Below are 25,697 nucleotides of genomic sequence, written 5' to 3'. Positions count from 1 at the left end.
GGTGCCTAAAAATCTGCGGCCCCAATATTAGGACGCACCCGTAACCGCACGAGCACCGCTGTAATATTGTCATGGCCATTACGTTCGTTGGCTAAGGCAATTAAGCGATGCACCCCTTCATCTAGGTTGGCCCGGGCACTCAGAAGGGGGAGGAGCATTTCTTCCCAGGTCGCTTCAATGAGGTCATTGTCCGATAAGCCATCAGAACAAAGCAAAAATAAACTATCCTCGTTGATGTGAAGAAAATTAATATCCGGCTCCACGAAGCTATTTTCCCGGGGGCCAATGGCCTGGGTCAGTTGATAGGCATCGGGTCTACCATAGGCAATTTCTGGCGTGACGCCTCGATGCAATTCCCGCTGGCCCACCTCATGGTCAACGGTGAGTTGTTCGAGGTTTCCTTTGGGGCTCACGCGATAGATTCGGCTGTCTCCCACATGGGCGATCGCCACCTGATTATCCTGCACCAACATCAAAACCAAGGTCGTGCCCATACGCCCGCTACCGGAGCGGGCATTTTTTAAGTTGATATTGTAAACCGCTTCATTGGTGTCCCAAATGGCCTGACGGATCATCGCCTCATCTGGTAATGTGTCTTGCCAATGTTCCTGGAAAAACGCCTGGATCGTTTCCACAGAAAGGGCACTCGCCACTTCCCCTGCCGCATGGCCGCCCATACCATCACAAACCACATAAAAGCCACGCCCTTGAATTTGCCGACCCAGCAGATTTTCCTGCTTTTCGATGCGCGTACGCAGGCCAAAATAGTCTTCATTGTGATCCCGCTCCTGGCCAATATCCGTGCAGCCCGCATCCTCTAAACTCACCAAATTCATCGGTAAGACCACCGTTGAAGCATCCTCTTCCTCTGGGAAATCCAACGGTTCAAAATCCCCTGACGCAATGCTCCCTCCAGAACTTTCCACCTGGAGCGAGTCCTCTGCTGCTGCTCCGGAGTTGGCCGTTGCTGCTTCCCCATCAAGGGTTTCTGGGAGATCCTCTGGGCCTAAATCAGCCGATGACAATACATCATCCAGAGTCGTTAAATCCTCTGGTTGTAATTCAATGGCCTCTAATTCTCCTTCTGCTTCACCATAAAAATCATCCGTATCTTCTGGGGCCAAGGCCCGGAGGGCTTTTTTCAAGCGGGATACGGTATCCAAGCCACCAATTTGGGCGGTTTCGGTCAGTTCAGAGAGGGGTTGCCACTCTGGTTGTGCAGACAGGTGAAAAAAGTCTTGCCACAGTTGGGGAAGTAATTGTAGTGCGGGGGGATGCTCCGGATCATCCTTGAGGAGTTGTCGCACCACGAGGTGTTGATCTTCGTCGAGGTATAAATTTGTTGGCTCCAGGAGAGTTTGGCAACATTGGAGAGGCACCAATTCTCGCCATAGCTGCACCATCTGAAAACACCATTGCAGCAGTTGTTCGTAGCGGGGCGTTTGTGCTTGGCAGTAATTTTCTAAAGAGATGAGAGGCTGTTGCTTTGGGACAAACAGCAGCACTTGATAGTCTGGCTGAATCCACGCTTCTTGGAGTGTCGGCACAGCGGCAAAACTATCTTGCAGACTGAGGTAGTGGCGGGCGATCGCCGGAATTCCTTTATCTTGCCAAAGGTTGGGATCGGCTAGTTTTTCAGGATCCGTTATTTCTAATTCCTGGAGGAAGGTTTCCAGAATGGTTGGGGTTTCTGGGGCCGTATCGATCACCGCCAGCCAAGGAAATGTCTCGGCCCGTACTGTTGGGCGATCGCCCAGGCGATACCGACCAGCTTCATCGAGGGTTTCTCGTGTTTGGCAAGCTTCAGCTTCCCCGTCCAGAATCAAGGCTGTGAGGGGTCGATTGAGCCACCCCTGGCATGATTCACATTGTTCCTGCTGTAACCGCACAGGCGTTTCGCAGTGGGGACAGGGCCTTGTCAAGGAGTTCCCACAATATTGGCAGAAACGATTTTCTGGCGGGTTTTCTTGGGTACATTGGGGACAAACAACCATGGTCACAGGGGCCTTCTGGAAAGAATGGGGGGTGACCCGCGAAGCTTAACCTAAGCTTGTGGGGGAGAAATCTTAATTTAAAGACAGTCTAGGTGTTTTAGGATATCTTGAGTGGCAACAGGCCATGATTTGACTTCATGTTAAACGTTACAGAAACAGCATTGGGGAGTAGCCTTTGCCCGCAAGCACAACTTACTCCCCAGCGATGAATAGCTAAATTTTGACATACCTCCTCGTCTTAAAAGAGCGAGGATTCCTTGACACTTCGCTGGGATGCGCCACAAGTGGTCTTACCTTCCCTCCATGTCCGTTTAGAGTCTCCCAATGCCTTATGGCGACTATCTTTAAATTTTACTATAAAGCCGTCTTAGAAAGACGGGGCTTGTATCCCATTTTTTCGGTCATGTTGGCCGCCTCAATCGCGCCTAGCTGGATTTTTTCGGGGCGAGGATCATCATCATGTTACGCCCTTCTCGTTTGGGTCGCTGTTGAATTTCACCGACTTCTTCGAGGTCTTTGGCCATGCGATCTAGGAGTTTTTGGGCGAGGTTGGAGTGTTGAATTTCCCGGCCCCGGAAGGTGATCGTTGCTTTGACTTTATCTCCTGATTTGAGGAAGCGTTGGGCACTATTTACCCGGACTTGGTAGTCATGTTCCTCAATTTTGTAACGCATTTTGACCTCTTTGAGATCCGCATTATGCTGCTTTTTCTTGGCTTCTCGGGCGCGTTTTTCCTGCTCGAATTTGTACTTCCCATAGTCCATAATCCGGCATACTGGCGGCTTGGCGGTTTCGCTGACAAGGACAAGGTCGAGGTCTTCTTCTTCGGCGATCGCCAGGGCCTCTGCGGGGGTCATAATACCGAGCTGCTCCCCGTCGCCACTGATTACTCTGATGTTTGGAAAACGAATTCTTTCGTTAATTTTTGGGAGGTCACGTTTTACGCGTCTTTTATCTTTCACAGGCTATGCGTTGAATGTTGTTACGATTTGTAGGTAGGTTTATACGATCAGTAAAAAATTGAGAACTATGCCCATTTTACTCATTGGCGGACTTTTCGTTACGTCCTGGGGCAGATTTTAGGGACAATTTGTGATGATTTTTCGAGAGAGGATGATCTATTTAGGTTATGGCGATCGCCCAACACCCTAAGGAAATAAATGCTGCAATGGCGCTTCAACCTTGGTCACAACGGATCGGGGCACAGCGATGCTGGATTTGGCGGGGCTGGCAGATTCGTTACAGTTTTTGGCGCACGGTTCCGGAAAACAGAGGGCGATCGCCCATTGTCCTACTCCACGGATTTGGGGCGGCCCTGGAACATTGGCGTCATTTGATGCCCTTACTCGCCCAGGATCGCGATGTTTATGCCCTGGATTTATTAGGGTTTGGGGGTTCACGGAAAGGCCGTGCGGATTTTGGTGTCCCCCTCTGGACAGCGCAACTGAGGGACTTTTTAAACCTCGTGGTGCGGCGTCCGGTTATTTTGTTGGGCAATTCCCTTGGATCTTTGGTTTGTGCCAACTTGGGTCAAGATCCCCAAAATCGGGTCGAGGCGATCGCCCTGATGAGTGTTCCCGATGTGGCCCAACGCCAAGCGATGTTGCCCAAACCCCTGCGCCCGATTGTCAATGGGTTAGAGCGCAGTGCGATGCAACCCTGGCTCCTGAAACTCATCTTTCGGGTGGCGCGCCGCCCTTTTGTCCTGAAAAATTGGTTGAAATTGGCCTATCCTTCCTGGTCAGAAATTGATGCTGAGTTACTAGCGATTGTGCAAGCCCCCACCGGCGATGAAAAGGCCGATGCCGCATTTATTGCCCTGAGTCGCCGCGTCGGTCAGCCCGGTTTTGCGCCTCCCATGGCCGAGGTTTTCGCGAAAATTCCTTGTCCGATGTTGCTGCTCTGGGGCGAACAGGACCGCTTTGTCCCCGTGGCGATCGCCCCCCAACTGGCCGCCGTCAATCCCCAGATCACCCTGAAGATTTTGCCCGGCCTTGGCCACTGCCCCCACGACGAAGCCCCGGCCCTGATCTATGAATTATTTTCCCAATGGCTAGAAGGTGCCAGCGAGCTATAGTAATATATCCCCTTGGTTTTAGTACGCAGCGCCGCCCCCATCCCCAAACCATGATGAAACACACCCTCTCAGTCCTTGTTGAAGACGAAGCCGGAGTCCTCACCCGTATTGCCGGACTCTTTGCCCGTCGCGGTTTTAACATCGAAAGCCTAGCCGTTGGCCCCGCCGAAAAAGAGGGAATTTCGCGGATTACCATGGTCGTTCCCTGTGACGAAAAAGAAATTGAACAGGTCTCTGCCCAACTCGACAAACTCATCCATGTGCGGGAGGTAAATGATGTCACCGCCAAGCCCTGCGTAGAACGGGAACTGATGTTGGTCAAAGTCAATGCCGATGCCAGTCAACGCTCCGAAGTGATGCAATTGGTACAGGTTTTCCGGGCGCGGATCGTTGATATTTCTGACAGAACTGTCACGGTGCAAGTGGTGGGTGATCCTGGCAAAATGGTGGCCATCCTCCAAATGCTTGAAAAATTCGGCATCATCGAAGTGGCCCGCACTGGAAAATTAGCCCTCGTCCGGGAGTCCGGTGTAAATACCGAATACCTCAAATCTGCCGGTAGAAAAGCCTAGGAAACCCCCTGGCTTGAGTCGCATGTAAGCTTTCTACCCCTGTCGCGCGCGAAAACCCCAAACCCCCATCACCATGACTTCCCCTGCTCGTTTTGCCCTGACAACTCCCCTCTATTACGTGAACGATGTGCCCCACATTGGCAGTGCCTACACAACGATGGTGGCCGATGCGATCGCCCGGTTCCATCGCCTTAAAGGGGATGACGTGCTTTTTATCACAGGCACCGACGAACATGGCCAAAAAATCCAGCGCACTGCCCAAGAAAAAGGCGTGGATCCCCAGGTGCACTGCGACGAAATCATCGGTAGCTTCAAAGATCTTTGGCAACACTACAACATTCAATACGACCGCTTTAGCCGCACCACCGCTCCCAATCACGCGAAAATTGTTGCCGAATTTTTCCAGCGGGTCTGGGACAACGGCGATATTTACCTCGCCCAGCAGCAGGGTTGGTATTGCGTCGCCTGCGAAGAATTTAAAGAAGAAAAAGACCTCATCGAAGACCACCACTGCGCGATCCACACCAACAAACAGGCCGAGTGGCGGGACGAAGAAAATTACTTTTTCCGTCTGTCTAAATACCAAGCCCAACTCGAAGCCCTCTATAGCGAAAATCCCGATTTCATCCAGCCCGCCAGCCGTCGCAACGAAGTGATCAACTTTGTAAAGCAGGGACTGCAGGATTTTTCGATTTCCCGCGTCAATCTCGACTGGGGCTTTCCGGTACCCACCGACGATAATCACACGATCTATGTCTGGTTTGATGCGCTGTTGGGTTATGTCACCGCCCTGCTAGAGGAAGGGGAGGAAGTCAGCCTCGAAAATGCCCTGAAACAATGGTGGCCGATCAACCTTCATCTGATTGGTAAAGATATTCTGCGCTTCCATGCGGTTTACTGGCCAGCGATGCTCATGTCAGCCAACTTGCCCTTACCGGATAAAGTCTTTGGCCACGGCTTTCTCACGAAAAATGGCCTCAAGATGGGCAAAAGCCTCGGCAATACCATCGACCCCATTGCCCTGGTAAACCAATACGGTTCCGATGCGCTGCGTTATTACTTCCTGAAGGAAGTGGAACTGGGGAAAGATGGAGATTTTAACGAAACTCGCTTTGTAAACGTGGTTAACGCTGACCTAGCCAACGACCTGGGGAATTTGTTGAACCGCACCCTGGGGATGTTGAAGAAATACTGCAAAAGCGAAATTCCTGCTCTGGATCTCGCTGCCATTCCCGCCGACCATCCCCTCAAGGCCCTGGGGGAAACCCTTGGCGATCGCACCGGTGCCGCCTATGACAATCTCAACTTTGCCGCCGCCTGTCAGCAGGTATTGGCCTTGATCCAAGCCAGCAACAAATACATCGATGACCGCGCCCCCTGGGCCTTATTTAAAGCCGGTGAACAAGCCCAAGTCGAAGAGATTCTGTTGACGATCCTAGAGTCAGTGCGTCTGGCGGCCTATTTACTGTCTCCGGTGATCCCCAATCTCAGCAACCAAATCTATCGTCAATTAGGCTTCCCTGGCGACTTTAATAACTCTGATGACCTTGTCAATCTGGCTCCCTTTGCCAGCCATAGTCGCTGGGGTCTGCCTTGGTCTGAACGGACTCTAACGAAAGCCCAGCCTATCTTTGCCCGCCTCGAAGCCCCCGAAGTCGCTGTTTAAAATAATCCCCAAAACCGAGGGAATGATAAAAGTTTTGACGAAGTTCCAGCTTTCTCAGTAAGCTTAGTTATTGGGTTTCCCTTTTTTACAATGGGGCATCTATTTTTTTATAAAAACTGTTTCATAAATATTTTCGTTTTAATAAAATCTCAAGAGGCATAATCACAATGCTGGATCACTTTGGTAGCGATCCGGTTTTCTCGCCTGAACAGGTACTTGAAAATCGAGGTCGTGTTGCGATCTTTATCGATGGTTCTAATTTATTTTATGCAGCGCTGCAATTAGGCATCGAAATTGACTACAGCAAACTTCTTTATCGTTTAACGGGCGGGTCACGGCTACTGCGGTCTTTTTTTTACACAGGTGTCGACCGGGCCAATGAAAAACAGCAAGGCTTTTTGTTGTGGATGCGCCGCAATGGTTATCGAGTCATTGCTAAGGATCTGGTGCAACTGCCGGATGGCTCGAAAAAGGCCAATTTAGACGTGGAAATTGCGGTAGATATGATGGCCCTTGTGGGCTCCTATGATACGGCGGTACTCGTCAGTGGCGACGGAGACTTAGCCTATGCTGTGGATGCGGTCAGCTATCGGGGGGCACGGGTCGAGGTGGTGAGCCTACGATCCATGACTAGCGACAGTTTGATCAATGTGGCAGATCGTTACATCGATCTAGAGCAAATCCAGACGGATATCCAAAAGCTCCATCGGGGTCATTTTTCGGAACCGAGGCTCATGGAAGATCGTGGTGGTGGCACAATTGAGTTACCCAGTCATGAGTAAGTAAAGGTGATGGTGCGTTTGTGTCGATGGGAACGGGGGCGATCGCCCAGAATATTCGCTCTAGCACTACTTCTTTTGGGGAATCTTGGGGGAATAACAGCCTGTCGCAATGCCCCCCCGGCCACAGAGACAGAACCCCAAAGCCAAAATTCCGAAAATCGCCTCATTGTCGAAGACGCTCTCCTCGAGCAATCCGATGCCGAGGGAAACATTCTCTGGAAAATCCAAGCCGAAGAAGCCATCTATAGCCAAGATCGTAAAGCCGCCACCCTCACCAAGCTTGTGGGAAATCTTTATCAAGACGGGGAAGTGATCCTCAGTCTCCAGGCCAATAAGGGTCAGGTGATTAACGATGGCGATCGCATTATTCTCGAATCAGGGGTTTTGGTCACGGATAATCGCCAGAGAGCCGTCTTTGAAACAGAAAAAGCCGAGTGGGAACCCGCCAATTTCATCCTCCAGATCACCACGGATCTCCAAGCCAAATATCCTAACGGTAAACTCAGCGCCAAACAGGGTAAATATTTCATTGATCGCCAGGATTTAGAACTGACCGATACCGTCGAGGTGGTCATTGTGGAACCGCCCCTCCAACTCCAGAGCAGCAAGCTCAATTGGCTCGTGGCCGAAGATAAAATCACTGCTGCCGAGGGCCTCACTGTCCAACGCTACACCGCAGAAACGATCACCGATCGCCTCCGGGCAGAGCAGGGTGAAGCCCAACTCAAAGCCCAGAAAATTATTGTCAGTGGCAATGTCTTGTTAAATAGCCTTGACCCAGAAATTCAGTTTGCCAGTGGGGCCGCCACTTGGGATCTTCAAGCGGGGGTGATTACGGGCGAAGATTCTGTGCAACTCACCCAAATCGCCGAGCAAGTTCAGTTCCGGGCCAACCAAGGACGCTACAATCTCAAGACCCAACAGGTCCAAATGAGCGGTGCGGTCAGGGGGACGGGTGAAGATCCCCCCACCTCCCTCAAGGCCAACCAAGTGGATTGGGATCTCACCGCCGAAGAAGTGGTGGCCGTGGGCAATGTGGTCTATGAACAGACCAATCCCCGGGTAAAACTCAATGGCGATCGCGCGGTGGGTAATTTCGGACGGAATCAAGTCGTGGTAACAGGGTCAGCCCAAAAACAGGTCACAACGGAAGTCATTCCCTAAGTGATCAACAAGTTCAGGCAATCCTTGGGGGCGACACAGCCCAGCAGCGAGGGGATACCAGTACAATGGTAAATCGCTAGGCACATCAGGCAGTGCATTTATCTAGTTGTAGGCAATTCACCAGAAAGGATATTGAGATTAGACAAGGCCATGGGTAAAGTTGCAGTTGGGTTATCAGGGGGCGTAGACAGTTCCGTCACCGCAGGGATTCTCCATCGTCAGGGCTATACCGTCGAGGGGGTGACCCTCTGGCTCATGAAGGGCAAAGGTCAATGTTGTTCTGAGGGGATGGTCGATGCGGCAGATATTTGTGAGCAATTGGGCATTCCCCACCACATCGTGGATAGTCGCGATTTATTTCAGAAATACATTGTTGACTATGTTGTGTCTGGGTATGAAGCGGGGGTGACGCCTTTACCCTGCTCCCAATGTAATCGGATGGTGAAATTTGGGCCAATGTTGCAATGGGCCAAGGCAGAGCTGGGCATTGATCAGATTGCGACGGGCCACTATGCCAGAATTCGTTATAACGCTCAAACCGGACGCTATGAACTATTGCGGGCCGTGGATCGCCATAAGGATCAATCCTATTTTCTCTATGACCTCACCCAGGAAATGCTGGCGGGGACGCTGTTTCCTTTAGGGGAAATGACCAAGGGCGAAACCCGTCAAATTGCGGCGGAAATGCAGCTCTCGACGGCGAAAAAGCCAGAAAGCCAAGACCTTTGTCTCATTGAAGCCCACGGCTCGATGAAAACTTTTTTGGATAAATACATCGAACAGCGGGAAGGGGAGATCGTCGATCTTGATGGGAAAGTGCTGGGACACCATACAGGAATCCATCACTACACCATTGGCCAACGTAAAGGTCTAGGCATTGCGGCCCCGGAGCCCCTCTATGTGGTGAAGCTGGATAATGTGATGAATCGGGTGGTGGTGAGTACCCGCGATCGCGCTGGTCGCTCTGAATGTACGGTACAGCGTATGAATTGGTTAGCGCTCCCAGGCATTACGACCCCTATTCACGCCGAGGTGCAGGTGCGTTATCGCAGTGGTGCGGTGCCTGTGACGGTGATTCCGCTAGAAGGCGATCGCCTTAGACTTGTGTTCGAAGAACCCCAATTTGGGATCACCCCTGGCCAAGCGGCCGTGCTCTATGACGGCGATCGGGTGCTGGGGGGCGGCATTATCGAACATCCCGAAGCAGCTTAGTTTTATTGGCATTTATGGGCGAGGGGAAACCAGCCGCTGTCGTTGGGCCTGTTCAATGGCTTCAAATAACGCTTGAAAATTCCCTTCGCCAAACCCTTGGGCCTGTTGTTTGCGTTCGATAAATTCCCAAAAAAATGTCGGCTCTTTAAAAATGGGCTGGGTAAAAATTTGCAAAAGCATTTCCTTGGGCGATCGCACCACATCCACAAGAATTTTTTCCTGCTGAATTTGGGGCCAATGGGGTAATGTTTCTAGGTGGGGATAACGATGACAAAGATTTTTGTAATAGGTGTCAGGGACATCGAGAAATGCCACATTTGCTTGGCGAAAGTAATGGATTTGATCCGGTAAATTTTTGTACTTTAGGGCGATATGTTGAATCCCCGCACCACGGTTAAACTCAATAAATTCTTGGATTTGGGATCGCTGTGCCGTTTCGCGATTTTCGTAGCAGTCCCCCGGTTGGTTAATGGGTAACTGGATTCCGCTGGGGTGGGAAAGGACTTGGGAAGCGAGGCCGGAATAATTGGTTTTGATCGTAAAGGTTTGTTGCCGGTTAAATCCAAATTTAGCTTCGTACCACTGGACTGTTTCCTGGAGTTTGCCCACGGGGACATTGAGCACTAAATGATCAATTTGGGTATTTGTTTTGGGAACTGTGTCTCGATAAATAAGCGTGTGTTGAAATCCCACATTATTGCGTAACACAGTAACGAATTGGTCGTTATTTATTGCCTGAAAAAAGGCTTTTTGATCAAGATAAAAGGCAACATCGGCAACGCCACAGGGATGATGGGTTAAATATTGGGCGACGGGATCTGAAGAAGTTTGGGGCGCCGAGAGCATCAGGGTTAACTCTGGGCCACTGAGTTGAATGGTGTTCCCAGGTAAAAACGGAAAAGCTGCTTGGGGATCGGTGATTTTGAGCTGAAATTTGGTTTGAAACCAGGTTTGCCAATGCTCCAGATCGTCTACGTAGAAATGGACATAGGCGATCGCCAAATTTGGGGGACTCTGGTTTGCCATGTGTCGGGAAAGATAAACAACAGCTCCTATTCAACTTAGCGTACTTTCTCAGGATTGACCGATGGCTTGGGTTATTGCTGGGAGCGTTCGAGGAATTCTTGATTGAGTTGGGCGGCTTTTTTGCCACAGAGGTAACTGGCGATCGCCAAGGGAAGCCAAATCACCGTCAGAATCCGACCAAAGCGTTCCCCGGTGCGGCGAATGTCTGCTTCGGTGCCGAGGGCAATTTTTAAACGGCCTCCCAGGGGGTCTACCAGTTGTTGATCCCGCAGGGCTGCCACCACCGTTACCGTTTGGCCGTGGGGCAGGACGCGACGATCTAAATCCGTCGTAATGTAATCAAGCCTGCCCCAGTCTGCGGCAGTGAGGGGAAAGGTTTGATCGGCGTAGGTAATGGCCTTGGGTTTACTTAGGCGGGCGGATTCTCCGGTGCGTTCAATCTTGGGGCGCTGGTCAGGCTCCGGTTGCGCCGCCGGCAAGGGAAATTTCTCCAGGGCGATCGCCAAGGGAATGCGTGTTTCCCCATCGCTCAAAAAAACCTGCTCAACGGCGGCTTCCCAAGTAAACAAAACCTTTTGGATTGTTTCTTCGGCAGCACTGGAGCCATTGCGGGCTGTAAGCGCAATTTTGCCCTGAATGACCTGTAGGGCGGGATCATCGGGCATCGTCGGGGGATTATCTGCCACAAGGTAGCCTTCGAGCTTGATGAGATCGCGATTGGTTGTGGCTTCGCTGGCCGCCTGCACCGAAAGCTGTTCTACTTGGGCGAGTTCTTGGGATGTTTTGAGGGCTTGTCCCGTTAGTCCCATCACCAAAGAAATCACCGCTAAACCAGCACTGGCGATCGCCCCCAGCACCAAGAGTTCAAATTTGGCATATTCATTTTCACTGACATTACGCGGTGCATCCTTCCACCAACTCCAGCGCATCCGTCGTTTTGGGCTCATGGCTTTTCGGGGCGGGTCACAGCAAAGAATTTTTAACGATTAATCCAGGGCGATCGCCTTTGAAATACATTTTAAAAACTGAGTTTTAGGGCATTGACGGGCACATCATCCCAAGAATCAACGGTGCGAATCTTGGCTTCCCAGCCGATGGTTGTTTTATCCGTAGCGAGTTTTTGTTTCCATTGCTCATGGCAATCCTTCGCGGCTTCTTCATTTTGACAAGCGATACAAGCTTGAAGAATGCCAGTCGGATCAATTTGTTCATTTACCCAAATGGTCATCGCAGCTACCTTAAAATGATTGCACCGCTCATTCTAGCAACTTCCTTTGAGGGCTCGATCAACTTGGTGATAGAGTGTTGCAAGATCCAAAGAATTATCAAGCACCACATCAGCCCGCTGAACTTTTTCGGTGAGGGGCATCTGGCTGGCGATCCGCGCTTGGGCCTGGGCAACGCTTAGCTGGTTACGCCGCTGGAGCCTCGCCAACTGCTGCTCAGGGGTACAGGCAACCACCCAAATTTCTGTGACAAAATCCGTTAACTGCGCCTCAAACAACAGTGGGATCGCACAAATTACCGTGGCTTGTGTCTCCTGAATGGTTGCTAAGGCTTCATGGAAACGCTGGCGCACATAGGGATGAATTTGCGTTTCGAGCCACAGTTTTTCGTCGGGATCATTAAAAACAATGTCCCCTAAAGCTTGGCGATTGAGGGAACCATCGGCGTTTTGAATTCCCACACCATAGCGGGCGAAAATTTGCGTCAAGATTGCCGAGGGAGGGGCGATCGCCTCGCGGGCATAAACATCGGCATCAAGAATGGGGAGCTGGTAGCGTTGGGCCAAGTATGTCGTTACTGTACTTTTTCCTGTCGCGATGCCTCCCGTCAGACCAATGATTCTTGGTTTTGTCACTTTATGGCGCGACATGACGTTTTACCAACAGTGGAATTCCGCAGTCATGCCAAAATTCAGGGCTTATCCCGCCGCTAGACATGCCGCCATGCATGAATCTTTTGACGATGAAATGTTCTCTATGCTTTATGGAGTGACCCGTCGCTACTTCGTATTCCTTCTCGATAATGCTTTTGAGTTGTTCGGGTGTGTCTGGCATATCAACGTTATTTAGTCTTTCCTTCAACTCACGCCAAAGATATGGATCACCTCGGAATCCCCATTGTTTGGGTTCGTTTTCGAATATTTCAGATATTTTCATTTTCTGTCAGTACCATAACGCTCCAGGCCCCCGCTTTTTACTGTCCGAGTGCATGTGATTGTTAGCTTTATATTAAGTAGCCTTTCTCAAGACCGTGTGTAATACCACCTTCCCAGTCTGATGTGAGATAGTTACGAACAGAATTGAACAAGTGAATTACAACGTCATCATAGATTGGGTTTTTGACGTAACCTTCGCGATATCGAAATTCGCGGTCGGTGTTTTTCTGCTTTCGTAATACGTAAATTTGATCTATTTTATATTTTTTTAAATTGACTGAGTCAGTTAGCTTTAACCATTCGGCTACTACCATATACATCGCATTTGGATTCTTTTGTTTTAATTGTTCTGCAGCGGTAGAAACATCTTGAAGCATGGTCTTATCAAGATATGTCTTGCATTCAATCGCAACTGCTGGAATGTCCCATTTATGAATTTCAGATTCTTCAGAACCTTTGCATAGCATTTTTGATGTTATGCTGCACCCAATCGAAAAATCATGATCTTTGATCTCAATTAGAGCATTTGGCTTTGTCAGCATATCTGCATAATTCGATGATCTGAAAAATATATCTTTGAATGAATGTGATTTTCCTATAAGTGCATGTTCTGAAATGCTGCTTACTAAATCTCTAAACAAATAATACAAAAATTCTTCAAGAACAGAAGAATGTAAGTTTGAACGGGAGTCGAACTTTTCTGCATAATGTTGCTGATCCAAGAACTCCTTATAATTATTTAGCAACTCTACTCTTTGCTTGAGAATATCATCATCATTATCCGCATGCAATTTTATAGGGCCGACTAGATTTTCATTATTATCTTTCCATTGATTATATCGGCTCCTTATTTCTGCAAGATAGCACTTTGATTCTTTGTCACGGTATTTTGTCCTATGATTTTCTTTTTGTTCTAAATTGTTGCCATGTACAAACATTCTTCATCTTCCTCAATAAACTGGTTCAACACATTCTCTGCAACAGCTTTTGCCAAAAGAGGAGGCACTGCGTTACCTATCTGATTGTATTGGCATAAATACTTTTCATCAAAACGCCCTTCTCTTGCTAATAGCTTATGGCTAACTACGGTTGGCTTCCCTTTAAATACATATGTATCAGGGAAGGTTTGAATGCGAGCGCCTTCTCTAGCAGTAAAATTCCTATTTTTATACGGATGAACAAAGTTAGCATAAAAAGATGCAGGAATTGTATGGCAAGGCTTATTTGGGTGCATTCGTCGATTATTTTGATCATAAATCCTATCACTAACAACTCCGTTTGAATTACGCTTATATGGTTTTAGATGGTCAGGAACATCTGATCCTGACTGTCCCCATTTCATTGAGCTAAATCTTTCCACCATACGCTTTGAGTGTTTCATTGCTAGATGGTTGTGTAATTTCATGCTACCGTTACGCAAAGTCTTTTGAAAGTCATTTAGTGGCTTAGATACATATTCCATTTCTTCAGCGCCTTCTCTTGCTTCAATTTCAGGTAAGTCTGATATTGCATCCCACAGAGTTGGCGTTTTCTTTAACGACACTGAAAATAAGTCACTCTGATTTGGTGAATGGGTTGGCTTTGGAAACGGATTACAAAGCTCTTGCGTAGAGGCTATAACAAATAGCCTTTTTCTGATTTGGGGGACTCCATAATCAACGGATTCTAGTATTGTTGAATACACAAAATATCCAAGGTTATGCAGTTCACTCCTAATAATATCTATTACTAATTCATTTGATTTTGTTTTTGCTTTTACTAAATTAGGGACATTTTCCATGACCATCACTTTAGGCTTAAACAGTTTACCTAATCTTACAAATTCTTCAAATAAACTATTTCTTGGGTCTTTTGGATCACCATTGTTTTTGTTACATATTGAAAAACCCTGACAGGGTGGGCCACCAAGGATAATGTCCGGCTCATTGCCTTCAAACAATGCTAATAATTTTGCATCCGACAGATCTTCAATATTCCCCTTTATTACAGTTGCATCTGGATGATTGAATTGGAATGTCTCACATGCCCATGCGTCTGTTTCAATTGCACCAACAATTTTACAACCTGCCATCTCAAAGCCAAGGCTAAACCCACCAGCTCCAGCGAATGTATCAAGAACTTTCATTGATTTTTGCTCGTTTTCTTCAACAAAGGTTCAATATTATATCAAAAAACACTATTGGGCAGAATGTTGGTGGTTGAGAAGCTAACTAGAAGTCATACTGCACTTGCAGCATAACAACCCAAGTCCACCAAAATATTACCGCAGATTTTGACTACAAAATGGCGGTCAGGAGGCAAATACTATAATCAGAGATGCTTGAAGAGCATTTAACTCAAGTCGCAGTTGCTTACCAATGAGCGCCGCTGCCTTTTCCAACAGGTTATCCCAGAAAAAAACGAGATGCTGATTGTTTTGCATTTTGGCGATTATTTCAAACAACAGGCGATCGCCTCACGGGCATAAATATCGTCATCAAAAATGGGGAGCTGATCGCGTTGGGTCAAATAAGTCGTTACCGTACTTTTTCCCGTCGCAATGCCCCCCATCAGACCGATGATTCTTGGCTTGGTCACTGTTCGCAGATCATCCTATAGTTTGGCGTGATTGCCATCACAAAACGGCGGATCTTGAGTGTGCTTACAAAGACACAACGTCACCTTTTTCTTTTCTTCTAGGGTGAACTTTTGGGGCTTAAATTCCGTACCCTTGTGGCTGCCATCACAAAAGGGTTGATCCGCAGATTGACCGCAGGCACACCAGAAATAATCGCCGGCCTCAAGCTCTAAGGTCATCGGTTTTTTGGCCGCAATCGTTGGTTTAGCCATTTTTGTATTTCCTCTATAAACTTTGAGCAACAATCTCGGCTGACCTAGGGCAAATCAAACAATAAAAATTCTGTTTCGGCCGCTTGACCCACACAAATCAGTTGTGTTTCGCCACTAATGCCAGCGCCATCGCCCGCTTCCATCCTAACGCCATTAACCGTGAGGCTTCCTTTGACGATCTGCAACCAAGCCCGACGGCCCGCCGCTAACGGATGGGTGACTGTGGCTCCGGTAGAGAGCAACGCCGCATAGATCGAAGCATTCTGATGAATTTTTACAGAGCGATCGCGCCCATCTGGAGAGGCAACAATTCGCAATTGATTTTCTTTTTCTTCCGGGGCGAAATAGGTCTGCTCGTAGCTGGGTTCTACATTCAGTTGATCGGGGGTAATCCAAATCTGCAATAAATGCACAGGCTGTTCTGACGAGGGATTAAATTCGCTGTGCAAAATGCCTGTACCTGCGCTCATGCGTTGCACATCCCCTGGGCGAATAATTGAGCCATTGCCAATGCTGTCTTTGTGTTCTAGTTCCCCTTCGAGGACATAGGTGATGATTTCCATATCGCGGTGCCCGTGGGTGGCAAATCCTTTCCCTGGGGCGATGTAATCTTCATTAATCACCCGCAGGTTAGAAAAATTCATGTGGGCCGGATCGTAATACTGGGAAAAGGAAAAGGTGAAATAGCTCTCCAGCCAATCAAGCTGGCCACGGCCCCTTTCGGCAGCAGGACGGAGTTGAATCATAAAATCCTCCGAAATATCGATTTACTTAGCCTTTTAAAATAGCTTGTCCCTATTGTGGATTGGTTCTATATATAAGACAATAATCTATTTTTGATACATACTGCATCCAAATAGGAGACAATAGATTGTGGATAAATTTGAAAGTCTCTATGCCTTCACCCAGGTCGTTGAGGCGGGGGGGTTTGCCGCTGCTGCCCGACGCATGAATGTCGGTCGCTCAGCGGTTAATAAGATGGTGGTTGCTCTGGAAAATCAACTTCATGCCCAGCTTTTTCACCGCAGCACCCGTAAAGTAACTCCGACACCAACGGGCTTGGCTTTCTATGAAAAGTGTGTGCGGATTTTGGCGGATTTAGAGGAGGCGGAACGGTCGGTTTTGGAACTCCAGGGAGAGCCACAGGGATTACTGCGCGTCAATGCCCCGATGACCTTTGGTACCCTCAGGATTGCCCCCCTGGTGGCGGCATTTATGGCTCAATATCCCCAGGTGCAGATCCAACTCACCCTAGAGGATCGGTTTGTGGATGCGATCGCCGAAGGCTATGACCTCGTGATTCGGATCGCCGAACCCGTCGCTTCGGCCAGTCTCCTTAGTCATCCCCTCTGTGAGACGAAATTACAACTCTGTGCGGCCCCCAGCTATCTGGAACGCCATGGTATCCCCCAAAGTCCTGGGGATCTGGCTCACCATAACTGTTTGCGTTACGGCCCCACAGGCAATACCTGGCATCTGGTCGGCCCCCAGGGGGAAGTTTCTGTTAACGTGTCTGGCTCTTTTTGTGCGAACAACGGTGAAGCGTTGGCGATCGCCGCAGCGGCGGGTTTAGGGATTGCCCAATTACCTCAATTTATCCTTGATGCAGACCCCTGGACAGAACAACTCACGGTGATCTTGCCTGAATACAATCACCGCACCCTCAGTACCTATGTCCTTTATCCCATCAATCGCCATCTTTCAACCAAGGTGAAACTCTTGTGTGAATTTCTCCAGCAACATCTTGCCGACTCGAACTCTCCGGGCTAACTTGAAACACAAAAAAACCTTCCCATGAGGTTCGGGAAGGCTTTTCGTTTTTTGTGGTATGCGGATGGCGAGACTCGAACTCGCAAGGATCGCTCCACACGCCCCTCAAGCGTGCGTGTCTACCAATTCCACCACATCCGCTCGTTTTGACTTGAACGAATATAGCATACTCATTTGGCGATCGCCAAGCGTTTTTGAGAAAAAAATTGTCCGATCCTCGAAAACAGTTCTTAAGCTTGCCAAAAGTCCCTGGTAGATTAGTTTTTGGGCTGACTCTGGTCTGGATTCTGGGACTTGGGACGCAACGATAGCTGCCGCTGTTGGTTATAAATGGGGCGTTGTTGCTCAATGCGATTGGCTACCTGGATCTGTTGCTGCAGTTGATCCGTCGAGGAAACCAACTGACTCAAACCATTCACTAAATCAATCAGATTACGCCGAAACTGCGGATCCCCCGTCAATTCATCCAAATCAGCGGTAATTTTCTGGGTATTTTCAAAGGTGACTCGAGCCGCATCAAGGGTTTTTTGCAACATCAAGACATTGGTTGGATCATTCAGAGCCGTTGAGACATCCTTGAGATTTTCCGAGGTCGTTGCCGCGTTGGCCGTTAGCACTGTGAGATTATCCAAAATTTCTTGGGTATTCGCCGCACTAAGATTTTGATTCACCGTATCGAGGGTCGTATCAAAGGAAGCTAAAGTACGTTGCATCTGATCACTGGTGCGCCCGATGCTATTGAGGGTCCCCACCAGAGCTTGGCGATTTTCGACCACAAGGCTATTGAAATTCCCCGTTAGGGTGTTCACCTGTTCGAGGGTGCGATTGAGTTGATTGGAACTGGTGACTGCCGCATCGGTGATGGCTTGGGCATTTTCGGCAAAATTATCCACTTCCCCTCGTACTTCCTTAGAAAGTAGAGCTAACTCCTCAGTGAGAATGGCTACTTGTGCTGCCGCGTCGCTGGAGTTATCTGCCAAGGTACGGACAATTTCAAAAAATTCTGGATCACCGTAGAGTTCACTGAATTTGGTGGTATTGCGGAGCACTTGATCAAAACTAACCCCAATCACCCCATCTAGGGTTGTGCCATCACAAAGAATCGTGCTTTTTTCCGGACAGTCGTCTGCGAAGGGGCTTTGGGCCATTTCTGCTTGGGTTAATTCTGTTTGGGGAATAATTTCGAGGGAGGTTTCCCCAATGAGCCCCCCTTGGTTTGCTTCTACCACTACATCTCGTGGAATGACTAGATCAGGGGTTTGGATTTGAATTTTGATTTCAATGCCATTGCTGGAAGGTTGTACGGCAACAATGCGTCCCACCTCAATGCCCCGGTACCGGACGATCGCCCCTTCTTGCATCGCATTGGCATTGTCAAAGCGGACATTGATAGAGTAAGTGCGTTTACCTAGGGTTGCCCCCGTCAGCCAGATGAGCACGACGCCGAGCAGGGAGAGTCCAGCGAAAATGAATAAACCGAGGGAGCCTTCTTTGAGGGTACGCGATCGCATTGGATTCGTCAGTAGAGGGGATAAATTTACGTCTTATTGTATGGGGGAGGGTCAATTTTAGCCGATTACTTTAATGGGACCTTCCACCGCCGCATCAAAAAACTGGCGCACAAGGGGATTTCTTGTCTGGTTAATTTCCGTTACTGTCCCCGTCCATTGGATCCTACCGTCATATAGGAAAATCACTCGGTCAGCGGTACGGCGAATGGTACTGTCCTGGTGGCTGACCATCACGTAGGTGCCACAAACCCCTTGCATCCGTTGAAGCTGGCGCACAAGATCTTCGATCACCGTCGAGGCAATGGGATCAAGACCAGCAGTGGGTTCATCGTACAAAATAATTTCGGGATTGTCCTTCGGATTATCGGGATTGGCCATAATCGCCCGGGCAAAGCTAACCCGTTTGCGCATCCCCCCAGAGAGTTGGGACGGGTAGCGATCGCCAACCCCCGACAACCCCACCATATCTAACCGTTCTTCGACTAATTCTCGGATTTTTTTTGCAGACAGCTTCGAATGTTGATAGAGCAAAAAACCCACATTTTCCGCCACGGTCAGAGAGTCAAAGAGGGCCGCCTGCTGAAAGACCATGCTGATCCCAATGGGATCGTTACCATCCTCGATGAGTCCCTGGCGCTTAATGCCATTGATATAAATTTCTCCTGCATCCGCCGCCAGTAGCCCCGCAATAATGCGCAAAATGGTGGATTTCCCCGTGCCGGAAGGGCCAATAATCACGAGGGCTTCGCCCCGATAAATGGTCAGGTCAACATTGTCGAGAATGACATTTGACCCGAAGGCCTTTGAAATTCCCCGCAGTTCAATTAAGGGTTCGGCTTGGGTGGCTACCATAGGATGCACGCAAAAGATAAAGGCAATTGACTTAACAATAGCGATAGATCGGCAACTACACCGGCAAACGGCGATATTTTAAGTAATAGCCCAGGAACAATAACGCCACTAATCCCCCCGTGCCGAGGCCCACCCAACTAGGTACCCAAAAGGCCACTTCCAGGTGATTTAACTGCCCCGGTTGTAAGGTCCAAATCAGGCGATCGCCTTCCTTGCGGGTTACAGGAGCGTCCGTCGTGTTGTTGTTAATTACTCGCGCTCCCAAAGGCGTTTTTAGGCTGACATCTAAATCCAAGAGAGAACCAGGACTGAGGATCAAACTTCCCCGCTGGGACAAAACGCCCAAGGCCCGCAAATCCACATCCAGGGTGGCCCGGTTGCGTTCAAACAAAAGCCAGTTTTTCTGCTCGAGGGCGATCGCCGACTTGAGTTGTACCAAATCTAAATCTGCCGCCTGGAGATTTTGTCCTTCCGGGTTAAAAAAGTCATTGAACTTTTCTACGAGATCCGCCCCGTTGTGGAAGGGGATCCGTACATCCAACTCCTGGGTCGAGAGCCGCTGGGCCGAACCATGGAGGCCCCTAGCGCGTTTTTCCACACTTTTGAGCCAGTGTTTTGCTTCCTGCTGATTAAAGTTCGTAAACTCATCCCCCAACTGGAGATGCTGGTGAATTTCGCCATGGTGCTGGTGGTCGAAGACGATCTCCACGTCATAGTCCACACAACCCGCCAGGCAGAGGACACACACACAACAGAGACTCAGCAATCGGATCAAAGATTTCACAGGCATCATCGCTCACAATGCAGGGGCAGTAAGGAAATTTTAAACCGCCCTGGACGCAACCCCCAACTTGCCAAACAGAATCGCTGGCATATAAGCGCTGCCACCAACCCATTCGCAGGTGTCGCTAAAATCGACCAAATCCGCAAAGGCTTCGAAGATGCTGCCCGCCACCATGGTATTTTTCAGGCGACCGACAATTTCGCCGTTTTCGACTTTGTAGCCGAGGTCAAGATTCACAGAAAATTCTCCGGCTAACTGATTCGACTGACCCGCCCCCAGCACTTGATCAACAATCACCCCTTCCTTCATGTCTTTGATTAGCGCCGTTAAAGGGGTTTTCCCGGCACCCATGCAGAAATTTACCATATCAGGACTGGGACGGGAGAGGCCCCCCCGGAAACCGTTTCCCTGGGCCTCGGCGTTGCCCCGGGCGGCCCACTGGCGATCCCAATAGAATTGCTGGACAATACCGTTTTGGATAAAGGTTTTTTTCTGGGTGGGGGTACCTTCATCGTCGAAGGGACAGGCAGAAACGCCAATGGTCGGATCTTCGTAAATGGTTAGGTGATCGCCAAAGAGTTGTTCGCCAATTTTTCCCGCGAGGGGTGAGGCTTTTTGCACCACCACTTGACCGGAGAGAATCGTGTCAAACAGGCCGCCGATGGCACTGAGGGCCGCCCTGGGGGTAAACAATACGGGATATTGACCGCTCGAAATTTGGGCTGCTTTTTCGGCGTTGGTATATTTTTCGATGAGGGTGGCGAGGATTTTGTCGTAATCAGGTTCGCCATCCTTGGCCACGTCATAACCGTAGGCATTGAGAAAATCTTCCCCCTGGACGAGATTCCCCCCCAGGCTGGCGCTGACAATCTTGCTATTGCGCTCGCCGTAGACGCCGCCGGTGGTGGCTAATTTCGTTTGACCAGAGCGGATATGGAACCCGGCACTAACGAGAATGTCGTCGTTGTAGGCCCGCACTTTTTCGATGAGGGTTTCGCCAATTTTTACCAGTTTCGCGGTTTCTGGCAGTACATAATCACTCTCTGGCACGACCCCTTGAAAATCCTTGGCAAATTCAAAATCCACCGGGTCGCCGATTTCTGCCGTGGCGATCGCCGCATCCACTACCTCTTCTAGACGAGTTAAATCCGTGGCGCTGGCAAAGCCCAATTTCCCATCGACGACCACCCGCAGGGCGACCCCTTGGCTCGCTTTCGTTTCTAGGGACTTGAGGCGATTATTCTCAAAATCGATGGGAGTATCACGGCTACTGCGGTAGTACACCTCCGCTTCGATACCCTTTTGCTTGGCGAGATCTAGGATTTGCTCAACTACCATAAATTTCTTGAAAACTTTGAGAATAAAGGCCGCTCCCCATTGTAGAAGATTCTCCCAAACAACCGAGGGGCGATCGCCTTTGGCCGAAAATTGCCAAAAAAAAGGAGAGATAAATTTTCCCTCCCCCACAAAATCAATTTAGCGTTCTAGCAAAACCAGGATCTACCGGAACATACTGCTCACAGAACTTTCCTCGTGGATGCGCCAGATGGTTTCTCCAAGGAGATTTGCCACTGTTAAAACCGTCAGTTCCTTAAATTGCTTATCGGCAGGCACCGGAATCGTATTGGTGACGATGACCTCCTCAAACAACCCGCTAGAAAGACGATCAACCGCTGGCCCAGAAAATACCGGATGGGTCGCACAGGCATATACTTCTTTCGCCCCTTCCTTCTTCAGCAATCTGGCCCCTTCCTGGAGCGTCCCCGCCGTGTCGATCATGTCATCGACAAGGATCGCCGTTTTTCCTTTGACTTCCCCGATGACGTTCATCACTTCGGCGACATTGTGGGCTTGGCGACGTTTATCGATAATGGCCAAAGGCGCATCGTCTAATTTTTTCGCAAAGGCCCGCGCCCGTGCCACCCCGCCCACATCGGGAGAGACCACCACAATATCTTCTAAATTTTTGCTTTTGAGGTAGTCGATGATCACCGGGGAACCGTAGACATGGTCACAGGGAATGTCAAAATACCCTTGGATTTGCGCTGAATGGAGATCCATCGCCAGTACCCGACCAGCCCCTGCTTGGGTAATCAAGTTAGCGACTAATTTGGCTGTAATTGATTCCCGGCCAGCGGTTTTGCGGTCGGCGCGAGCATAGCCATAGTAGGGGATCACCGCTGTGATTTGCCGAGCCGAAGCCCGTCGACAGGCATCGATCATGATCAACAGTTCCATCAGGTGATCGTTGACCGGACGACAGGAGGGTTGAATTAGGTAGACATCACAACCGCGAATGGACTCTTGCACCTGGATATACATTTCACCGTCGGCAAACTGCTTTCGGATCATGGGGCCAAGATCCATGCCCAGATAACGGGCCACTTCGTTGGCTAGGGGTAAATTCGCCGATCCCGAAAAAATTCGGAGACGGTTGCTATCGGTGGGGGTTTGGAGAACAGATTGTAAGGCGAGGGTGGCGGAGTGGCTCACAGCGGAATAAACCTCTCTTTCGGTTTGATAAAGGACATCCAAGGGATCAGTGCGAACGCCATAATCCTCCTTTTGGTCGTTTCGATGATATGTGTTACCAAAGTACAATTACTCAGCCCCATTTATTAGACTGGATAGATACGGTAGAACCATTGGGGGCAATCATCGCCACTGAAAAGGATTAGGGTTAATAGAAAATAAAAAAATTGTTAAGGAAGGTGCTGATCTTCAGGGTCTATTGTACTCAATAAACCTTGAAATTCAATTTGAAATTTTTCTATGCTGCAAAATTGCTTGTTAATCGCGGGAACAGACACAGAAGTGGGGAAAACAGTAGTCAGCTCGGCCCTGATTGCTTATTGGCGCCATTTTCTTCCTTTTTCTCAGCTAGGAGTCATCAAACTACTCCAGACGGGGATTGGCGATCGCCAATGGTACGAAAAATTCTGTGATGAGGGAACAGTTCTAAGGGTGCCTTTGGAGTATGAAACCCCCGTGGCACCGCCCGTCGCGGCCCAACTGGAAGGAAAAGCCATTGATCTGGGGATCGTTTGGCGAGAGCTCCAGGCCTTAAACAATTCTCAAGATTTCGTGATTGCTGAGTCCCTGGGGAGCTTGGGATCGCCGGTGACCGATGAGTTAACGGTGGCGGATTTGGCCGGCCAGTGGAAGCTGCCGACGCTGTTGGTGGTGCCGGTGAAATTGGGTTCCATTGGCCAGGCGATCGCCCAGGTGAGTTTGGCGCGGGAACGGAAGGTTAACCTCAAGGGGATCATCCTCAGTTGCGGTACCCCCGAAGCCATGGGACAAATCGAGGCTTTGACGCCGCCGACCATGCTGCAACAATTCACCCAAATCCCGGTGCTTGGAATCATGCCCCACTTGGAAAACCTTTTAGACGCGTCGGCTCTGGCAAAAATCGCCGCCAATTGGCACTTGGAACAGTTGGTTTCTAAGGAACATTTGCGGCCCCAGGCTCCTTTGTCACGGTAATTTGACCCCGATCAATATGCCAACAACGGTCGGCGATCGCCTCTAGTTCGTGGGGATCGTGGGTAACGATTAATAGCGTCCAATGTTGTTTTAGCTTTGCCAGTAATTTTGCCAACTGCGATCGCATCGACCAATCTAAACCCGCCGTTGGCTCATCCAGCATCAACAGGTTCGGCTGGCGAATCAGTTGCACCGCAAGGGATAAACGCCGTTGTTGTCCCCCACTGAGGGCATGGGGTGAAGCCTTGAGATCCAAATTTTCGAGGCCCACCTCCCCTAGAGCAGCTTGGATTTGTTCGAGGCGTAATTCTGGATGGCCAAACCGGACTTCATCTAAAATCGTCGAGGCGCAGAAATGACGCTCCGGGAACTGAAACACTAGACCCGCCAACTGTTGCAAGTGGAAATTGGTCAGGGTTTGTTCTTGCCAGCGGATCTGTCCCTGGGTCTGCTGGGCCAAGCCCGCCAGAATTTCGAGCAACGTCGTTTTCCCAGAACCACTCGGCCCCACAATCATCCCCATTTCTTGGGGGGCTAACTTGAGGTTCACCTGCTGCAAGATTGGCTCAGGAGTCGCCGCAGGATGGTACACCAAATCTTGGATGTAGAGCATGAACAGACCCAAAGAAAAATCTTTCCCCAAGCTACCATAGCCGTCTGTGTAAAGGGTGTTTGGCCTAGGGATTGATCTGGTAGATTCGAGGCCGAGCATTTACGTTTCTTCATAGAAAAAAATGCTTTTACTCAGCGAAGAATGAACTTTCATTGAAAGTAATTGTGTTGGTCAAGAAACCCTGTTAAATTAATAAGTGAAGTTAGGTAGAACTTAACTTCCCTGGCAGATAAAACAGCCACTGTCTGAGTAAAGTAAAGTTAGTTAAGGAGATAAACCAAGCTGTTTCTTTGCATATCTGTCTCGTCGAATGAAGCAAAACCATCCAAGCGCGAAATCTGCACTTCCAACCACCTGTAGAAACAGGGAGCAACGTAACTGAATAAACTGTCAAGTCGGGCAGCAAGATGATTCAGTTAATGTCTCCAGAGAGTCTTAAGTAAAAGGGTTCCGGAAGTTCTAAGGAAAGTAGGTTCTGGGTGGTTTTGTTCTGTTAAGGGTAAATTTTTTAGATTTTATAGAGATCCCCTTCACCCGAAAAGCCCTAAATCTCTTCAAGGGCGATCGCCAATTTTTCCGCCAGCGCTGCCACCCAATTTTCATCTTGTTTTGTGTAGCTGCGGGGAATATTTGTCCCTAAAACTAATAGCCCCGTTTCACCGAGGGGTTGGCAAATAATACCCTGGGTATTTTCTGGTAAATAGTCAAATTCGACCCGCCCTGGATACATTTTTAATGTCACCAGATACACGGCCTTTTGGGTTTCTAGTACCCGTTTGGCGATCGCCCCAACATTAAAATCTTTTTTCGCCCCAAAAATACCCCGCCGCAGAATTGTCTCGCCATCACGGTAAACCACCACCGATTTTGTCACCGTATTGGTCAGCAGCAGGTGGGACGCCCAGGCAAGCTCAGTTTTGACCGCATCCGGTAGAGCCTCGGCCAGCTCAAACCGCTCTTCTCCTTCTAGGACAACTGCTTCCGGAGCCTTGGGTTGGATCTGCTCCCACAGCAAAGTGGTCAAAATCAAAACAGCACTGAGAATCACCCCCACCACGTCGGAACGGGCCTGGGAATCGCTGAGGGCGGGGGTCAGTAAACGGTTAACCATCAACATTGTTCCCCCGATCATCCCGACGGTCAGCGGTAGATATTGCAATGGATTGCGCCCAGAATCAGCCATGGTAAACCCCAACAT

26 protein-coding genes, 1 tRNA gene and 1 pseudogene are annotated in these 25,697 nt (G+C 49.4%); 8 read left to right on the top strand and 20 right to left on the bottom strand.

Annotated elements, in window-relative coordinates; translation table 11 throughout:
• Window positions 1–5: 5 nt before the first annotated feature.
• Both AWQ21_RS13770 and infC read right to left on the bottom strand, forming a co-directional pair.
• Window positions 6–1,994: a serine/threonine phosphatase gene (locus AWQ21_RS13770; RefSeq protein WP_065715024.1), complete on the bottom strand. Its 1,989-nt coding sequence runs from the start codon at window positions 1,992–1,994 to the stop codon at window positions 6–8.
• A 425-nt stretch (window positions 1,995–2,419) separates the two neighbouring features.
• Window positions 2,420–2,956, bottom strand: a complete 537-nt coding sequence (infC, locus tag AWQ21_RS13765; protein WP_065715023.1) for a translation initiation factor IF-3 — start codon at window positions 2,954–2,956, stop codon at window positions 2,420–2,422.
• A 167-nt stretch (window positions 2,957–3,123) separates the two neighbouring features.
• Here infC and AWQ21_RS13760 point away from each other — a divergent pair, with 167 nt between their 5' ends.
• From AWQ21_RS13760 to mnmA, 6 genes are all read left to right on the top strand, one after another.
• Window positions 3,124–4,071: an alpha/beta fold hydrolase gene (locus AWQ21_RS13760; RefSeq protein ID WP_232314993.1), complete on the top strand. Its 948-nt coding sequence runs from the start codon at window positions 3,124–3,126 to the stop codon at window positions 4,069–4,071.
• Window positions 4,072–4,124: 53 nt separating this feature from the next.
• Window positions 4,125–4,643 carry an acetolactate synthase small subunit gene (gene ilvN / locus AWQ21_RS13755; RefSeq protein ID WP_065715021.1) on the top strand — a complete coding sequence of 173 codons (519 nt, stop codon included), beginning with the start codon at window positions 4,125–4,127 and terminating at the stop codon, window positions 4,641–4,643.
• 73 nt (window positions 4,644–4,716) lie between these two features.
• A complete protein-coding gene (gene metG / locus AWQ21_RS13750; RefSeq protein ID WP_065715020.1) occupies window positions 4,717–6,309 on the top strand; it encodes a methionine--tRNA ligase in 1,593 nt (530 codons plus the stop codon).
• A 167-nt stretch (window positions 6,310–6,476) separates the two neighbouring features.
• Window positions 6,477–7,091 carry an NYN domain-containing protein gene (locus AWQ21_RS13745; RefSeq protein WP_065715019.1) on the top strand — a complete coding sequence of 205 codons (615 nt, stop codon included), beginning with the start codon at window positions 6,477–6,479 and terminating at the stop codon, window positions 7,089–7,091.
• A 9-nt stretch (window positions 7,092–7,100) separates the two neighbouring features.
• A complete protein-coding gene (gene lptC, locus AWQ21_RS13740) occupies window positions 7,101–8,255 on the top strand; it encodes an LPS export ABC transporter periplasmic protein LptC (RefSeq protein WP_232314992.1) in 1,155 nt (384 codons plus the stop codon).
• A 150-nt stretch (window positions 8,256–8,405) separates the two neighbouring features.
• On the top strand, window positions 8,406–9,467 hold the full coding sequence (mnmA, locus tag AWQ21_RS13735) for a tRNA 2-thiouridine(34) synthase MnmA (protein ID WP_065715017.1): 1,062 nt from the start codon (window positions 8,406–8,408) through the stop codon (window positions 9,465–9,467).
• 12 nt (window positions 9,468–9,479) lie between these two features.
• Here mnmA and AWQ21_RS13730 read toward each other — a convergent pair whose 3' ends face one another.
• From AWQ21_RS13730 to AWQ21_RS13690, 10 genes and pseudogenes are all read right to left on the bottom strand, one after another.
• Window positions 9,480–10,493: a VOC family protein gene (locus AWQ21_RS13730; protein ID WP_065715016.1), complete on the bottom strand. Its 1,014-nt coding sequence runs from the start codon at window positions 10,491–10,493 to the stop codon at window positions 9,480–9,482.
• A gap of 71 nt (window positions 10,494–10,564) precedes the next feature.
• The gene (locus tag AWQ21_RS13725; RefSeq protein ID WP_157094773.1) at window positions 10,565–11,440 is read right to left on the bottom strand and encodes a hypothetical protein; all 876 of its coding nucleotides are present in this window, start codon (window positions 11,438–11,440) and stop codon (window positions 10,565–10,567) included.
• 71 nt (window positions 11,441–11,511) lie between these two features.
• The gene (locus AWQ21_RS13720) at window positions 11,512–11,721 is read right to left on the bottom strand and encodes a hypothetical protein (RefSeq protein ID WP_012308307.1); all 210 of its coding nucleotides are present in this window, start codon (window positions 11,719–11,721) and stop codon (window positions 11,512–11,514) included.
• A gap of 33 nt (window positions 11,722–11,754) precedes the next feature.
• On the bottom strand, window positions 11,755–12,369 hold the full coding sequence (gene coaE, locus AWQ21_RS13715; protein ID WP_065715014.1) for a dephospho-CoA kinase: 615 nt from the start codon (window positions 12,367–12,369) through the stop codon (window positions 11,755–11,757).
• Window positions 12,356–12,655, bottom strand: a complete 300-nt coding sequence (locus AWQ21_RS13710) for a hypothetical protein (RefSeq protein ID WP_065715013.1) — start codon at window positions 12,653–12,655, stop codon at window positions 12,356–12,358. The genes coaE and AWQ21_RS13710 overlap by 14 nt, the downstream gene beginning before the upstream one ends.
• 67 nt (window positions 12,656–12,722) lie before the next feature.
• The gene (locus AWQ21_RS13705) at window positions 12,723–13,592 is read right to left on the bottom strand and encodes a Bpu10I family restriction endonuclease (RefSeq protein ID WP_065715012.1); all 870 of its coding nucleotides are present in this window, start codon (window positions 13,590–13,592) and stop codon (window positions 12,723–12,725) included.
• Complete coding sequence (locus AWQ21_RS13700) at window positions 13,568–14,779, bottom strand: DNA cytosine methyltransferase (protein WP_065715011.1); 1,212 nt, start codon at window positions 14,777–14,779, stop codon at window positions 13,568–13,570. Before AWQ21_RS13700 ends, AWQ21_RS13705 begins: the two co-directional genes overlap by 25 nt.
• Before the next feature lie 323 nt (window positions 14,780–15,102).
• Window positions 15,103–15,204, bottom strand: a pseudogene (locus AWQ21_RS15955) (dephospho-CoA kinase); the annotation flags it as partial.
• 42 nt (window positions 15,205–15,246) lie between these two features.
• Complete coding sequence (locus AWQ21_RS13695; protein WP_065715010.1) at window positions 15,247–15,483, bottom strand: CDGSH iron-sulfur domain-containing protein; 237 nt, start codon at window positions 15,481–15,483, stop codon at window positions 15,247–15,249.
• A 44-nt stretch (window positions 15,484–15,527) separates the two neighbouring features.
• Window positions 15,528–16,229, bottom strand: a complete 702-nt coding sequence (locus AWQ21_RS13690) for a pirin family protein (protein WP_065715009.1) — start codon at window positions 16,227–16,229, stop codon at window positions 15,528–15,530.
• A gap of 127 nt (window positions 16,230–16,356) precedes the next feature.
• On the opposite strand from AWQ21_RS13690, the gene AWQ21_RS13685 reads away from it, so the two are divergent.
• The gene (locus AWQ21_RS13685; RefSeq protein WP_065715008.1) at window positions 16,357–17,253 is read left to right on the top strand and encodes a LysR family transcriptional regulator; all 897 of its coding nucleotides are present in this window, start codon (window positions 16,357–16,359) and stop codon (window positions 17,251–17,253) included.
• Window positions 17,254–17,312: 59 nt separating this feature from the next.
• On the opposite strand, the gene AWQ21_RS13680 is transcribed toward AWQ21_RS13685, so the two are convergent.
• From AWQ21_RS13680 to AWQ21_RS13655, 6 genes are all read right to left on the bottom strand, one after another.
• Window positions 17,313–17,394, bottom strand: a tRNA-Leu gene (locus AWQ21_RS13680).
• A 116-nt stretch (window positions 17,395–17,510) separates the two neighbouring features.
• Window positions 17,511–18,764, bottom strand: coding sequence for an MlaD family protein (locus tag AWQ21_RS13675; protein ID WP_065715007.1), 1,254 nt, complete (start codon window positions 18,762–18,764; stop codon window positions 17,511–17,513).
• A gap of 57 nt (window positions 18,765–18,821) precedes the next feature.
• A complete protein-coding gene (locus AWQ21_RS13670; protein ID WP_065715006.1) occupies window positions 18,822–19,616 on the bottom strand; it encodes an ABC transporter ATP-binding protein in 795 nt (264 codons plus the stop codon).
• Between the two features lie 55 nt (window positions 19,617–19,671).
• Window positions 19,672–20,409, bottom strand: a complete 738-nt coding sequence (locus AWQ21_RS13665; RefSeq protein ID WP_065715005.1) for a DUF3153 domain-containing protein — start codon at window positions 20,407–20,409, stop codon at window positions 19,672–19,674.
• Between the two features lie 30 nt (window positions 20,410–20,439).
• The gene (locus AWQ21_RS13660; RefSeq protein WP_065715375.1) at window positions 20,440–21,738 is read right to left on the bottom strand and encodes a TldD/PmbA family protein; all 1,299 of its coding nucleotides are present in this window, start codon (window positions 21,736–21,738) and stop codon (window positions 20,440–20,442) included.
• A 162-nt stretch (window positions 21,739–21,900) separates the two neighbouring features.
• Window positions 21,901–22,893, bottom strand: a complete 993-nt coding sequence (locus AWQ21_RS13655) for a ribose-phosphate pyrophosphokinase (protein WP_065715374.1) — start codon at window positions 22,891–22,893, stop codon at window positions 21,901–21,903.
• 279 nt (window positions 22,894–23,172) lie between these two features.
• Between AWQ21_RS13655 and bioD the strand changes: the two genes are divergently transcribed.
• On the top strand, window positions 23,173–23,886 hold the full coding sequence (gene bioD, locus AWQ21_RS13650) for a dethiobiotin synthase (protein ID WP_065715004.1): 714 nt from the start codon (window positions 23,173–23,175) through the stop codon (window positions 23,884–23,886).
• On the opposite strand, the gene AWQ21_RS13645 is transcribed toward bioD, so the two are convergent.
• Window positions 23,846–24,499 carry an ABC transporter ATP-binding protein gene (locus tag AWQ21_RS13645; protein WP_065715373.1) on the bottom strand — a complete coding sequence of 218 codons (654 nt, stop codon included), beginning with the start codon at window positions 24,497–24,499 and terminating at the stop codon, window positions 23,846–23,848. The genes bioD and AWQ21_RS13645 overlap by 41 nt on opposite strands.
• Before the next feature lie 544 nt (window positions 24,500–25,043).
• Window positions 25,044–25,682, bottom strand: coding sequence for a cofactor assembly of complex C subunit B (locus tag AWQ21_RS13640; protein WP_065715372.1), 639 nt, complete (start codon window positions 25,680–25,682; stop codon window positions 25,044–25,046).
• Window positions 25,683–25,697 lie beyond the last annotated feature (15 nt).

Origin of the sequence: Picosynechococcus sp. PCC 7003 (assembly GCF_001693255.1) — a bacterium.
GTDB lineage: Bacteria > Cyanobacteriota > Cyanobacteriia > Cyanobacteriales > MRBY01 > MRBY01.
The sequence above is the reverse complement of the archived record's forward strand: the minus strand, read 5'-3'. Positions and strand labels throughout refer to the sequence as shown.

Bases quoted from the DNA above. Each gene is read 5' to 3' on its own strand.
- AWQ21_RS13670 (WP_065715006.1), bottom strand. From the start codon at position 19,616: ATGGTAGCCACCCAAGCCGAACCCTTAATTGAACTGCGGGGAATTTCA.
- AWQ21_RS13710 (WP_065715013.1), bottom strand. From the start codon at position 12,655: ATGAAAATATCTGAAATATTCGAAAACGAACCCAAACAATGGGGATTC.
- AWQ21_RS13665 (WP_065715005.1), bottom strand. From the start codon at position 20,409: ATGATGCCTGTGAAATCTTTGATCCGATTGCTGAGTCTCTGTTGTGTG.
- AWQ21_RS13675 (WP_065715007.1), bottom strand. From the start codon at position 18,764: ATGCGATCGCGTACCCTCAAAGAAGGCTCCCTCGGTTTATTCATTTTC.
- AWQ21_RS13660 (WP_065715375.1), bottom strand. From the start codon at position 21,738: ATGGTAGTTGAGCAAATCCTAGATCTCGCCAAGCAAAAGGGTATCGAA.
- AWQ21_RS13700 (WP_065715011.1), bottom strand. From the start codon at position 14,779: ATGAAAGTTCTTGATACATTCGCTGGAGCTGGTGGGTTTAGCCTTGGC.
- AWQ21_RS13730 (WP_065715016.1), bottom strand. From the start codon at position 10,493: ATGGCAAACCAGAGTCCCCCAAATTTGGCGATCGCCTATGTCCATTTC.
- AWQ21_RS13760 (WP_232314993.1), top strand. From the start codon at position 3,124: ATGGCGATCGCCCAACACCCTAAGGAAATAAATGCTGCAATGGCGCTT.
- AWQ21_RS13770 (WP_065715024.1), bottom strand. From the start codon at position 1,994: ATGGTTGTTTGTCCCCAATGTACCCAAGAAAACCCGCCAGAAAATCGT.
- lptC (WP_232314992.1), top strand. From the start codon at position 7,101: ATGGTGCGTTTGTGTCGATGGGAACGGGGGCGATCGCCCAGAATATTC.
- AWQ21_RS13640 (WP_065715372.1), bottom strand. From the start codon at position 25,682: ATGGCTGATTCTGGGCGCAATCCATTGCAATATCTACCGCTGACCGTC.
- AWQ21_RS13690 (WP_065715009.1), bottom strand. From the start codon at position 16,229: ATGATTCAACTCCGTCCTGCTGCCGAAAGGGGCCGTGGCCAGCTTGAT.
- AWQ21_RS13645 (WP_065715373.1), bottom strand. From the start codon at position 24,499: ATGCTCTACATCCAAGATTTGGTGTACCATCCTGCGGCGACTCCTGAG.
- ilvN (WP_065715021.1), top strand. From the start codon at position 4,125: ATGAAACACACCCTCTCAGTCCTTGTTGAAGACGAAGCCGGAGTCCTC.
- AWQ21_RS13695 (WP_065715010.1), bottom strand. From the start codon at position 15,483: ATGGCTAAACCAACGATTGCGGCCAAAAAACCGATGACCTTAGAGCTT.
- metG (WP_065715020.1), top strand. From the start codon at position 4,717: ATGACTTCCCCTGCTCGTTTTGCCCTGACAACTCCCCTCTATTACGTG.
- coaE (WP_065715014.1), bottom strand. From the start codon at position 12,369: ATGTCGCGCCATAAAGTGACAAAACCAAGAATCATTGGTCTGACGGGA.
- AWQ21_RS13725 (WP_157094773.1), bottom strand. From the start codon at position 11,440: ATGAGCCCAAAACGACGGATGCGCTGGAGTTGGTGGAAGGATGCACCG.
- bioD (WP_065715004.1), top strand. From the start codon at position 23,173: ATGCTGCAAAATTGCTTGTTAATCGCGGGAACAGACACAGAAGTGGGG.
- mnmA (WP_065715017.1), top strand. From the start codon at position 8,406: ATGGGTAAAGTTGCAGTTGGGTTATCAGGGGGCGTAGACAGTTCCGTC.
- AWQ21_RS13745 (WP_065715019.1), top strand. From the start codon at position 6,477: ATGCTGGATCACTTTGGTAGCGATCCGGTTTTCTCGCCTGAACAGGTA.
- AWQ21_RS13705 (WP_065715012.1), bottom strand. From the start codon at position 13,592: ATGTTTGTACATGGCAACAATTTAGAACAAAAAGAAAATCATAGGACA.
- AWQ21_RS13720 (WP_012308307.1), bottom strand. From the start codon at position 11,721: ATGACCATTTGGGTAAATGAACAAATTGATCCGACTGGCATTCTTCAA.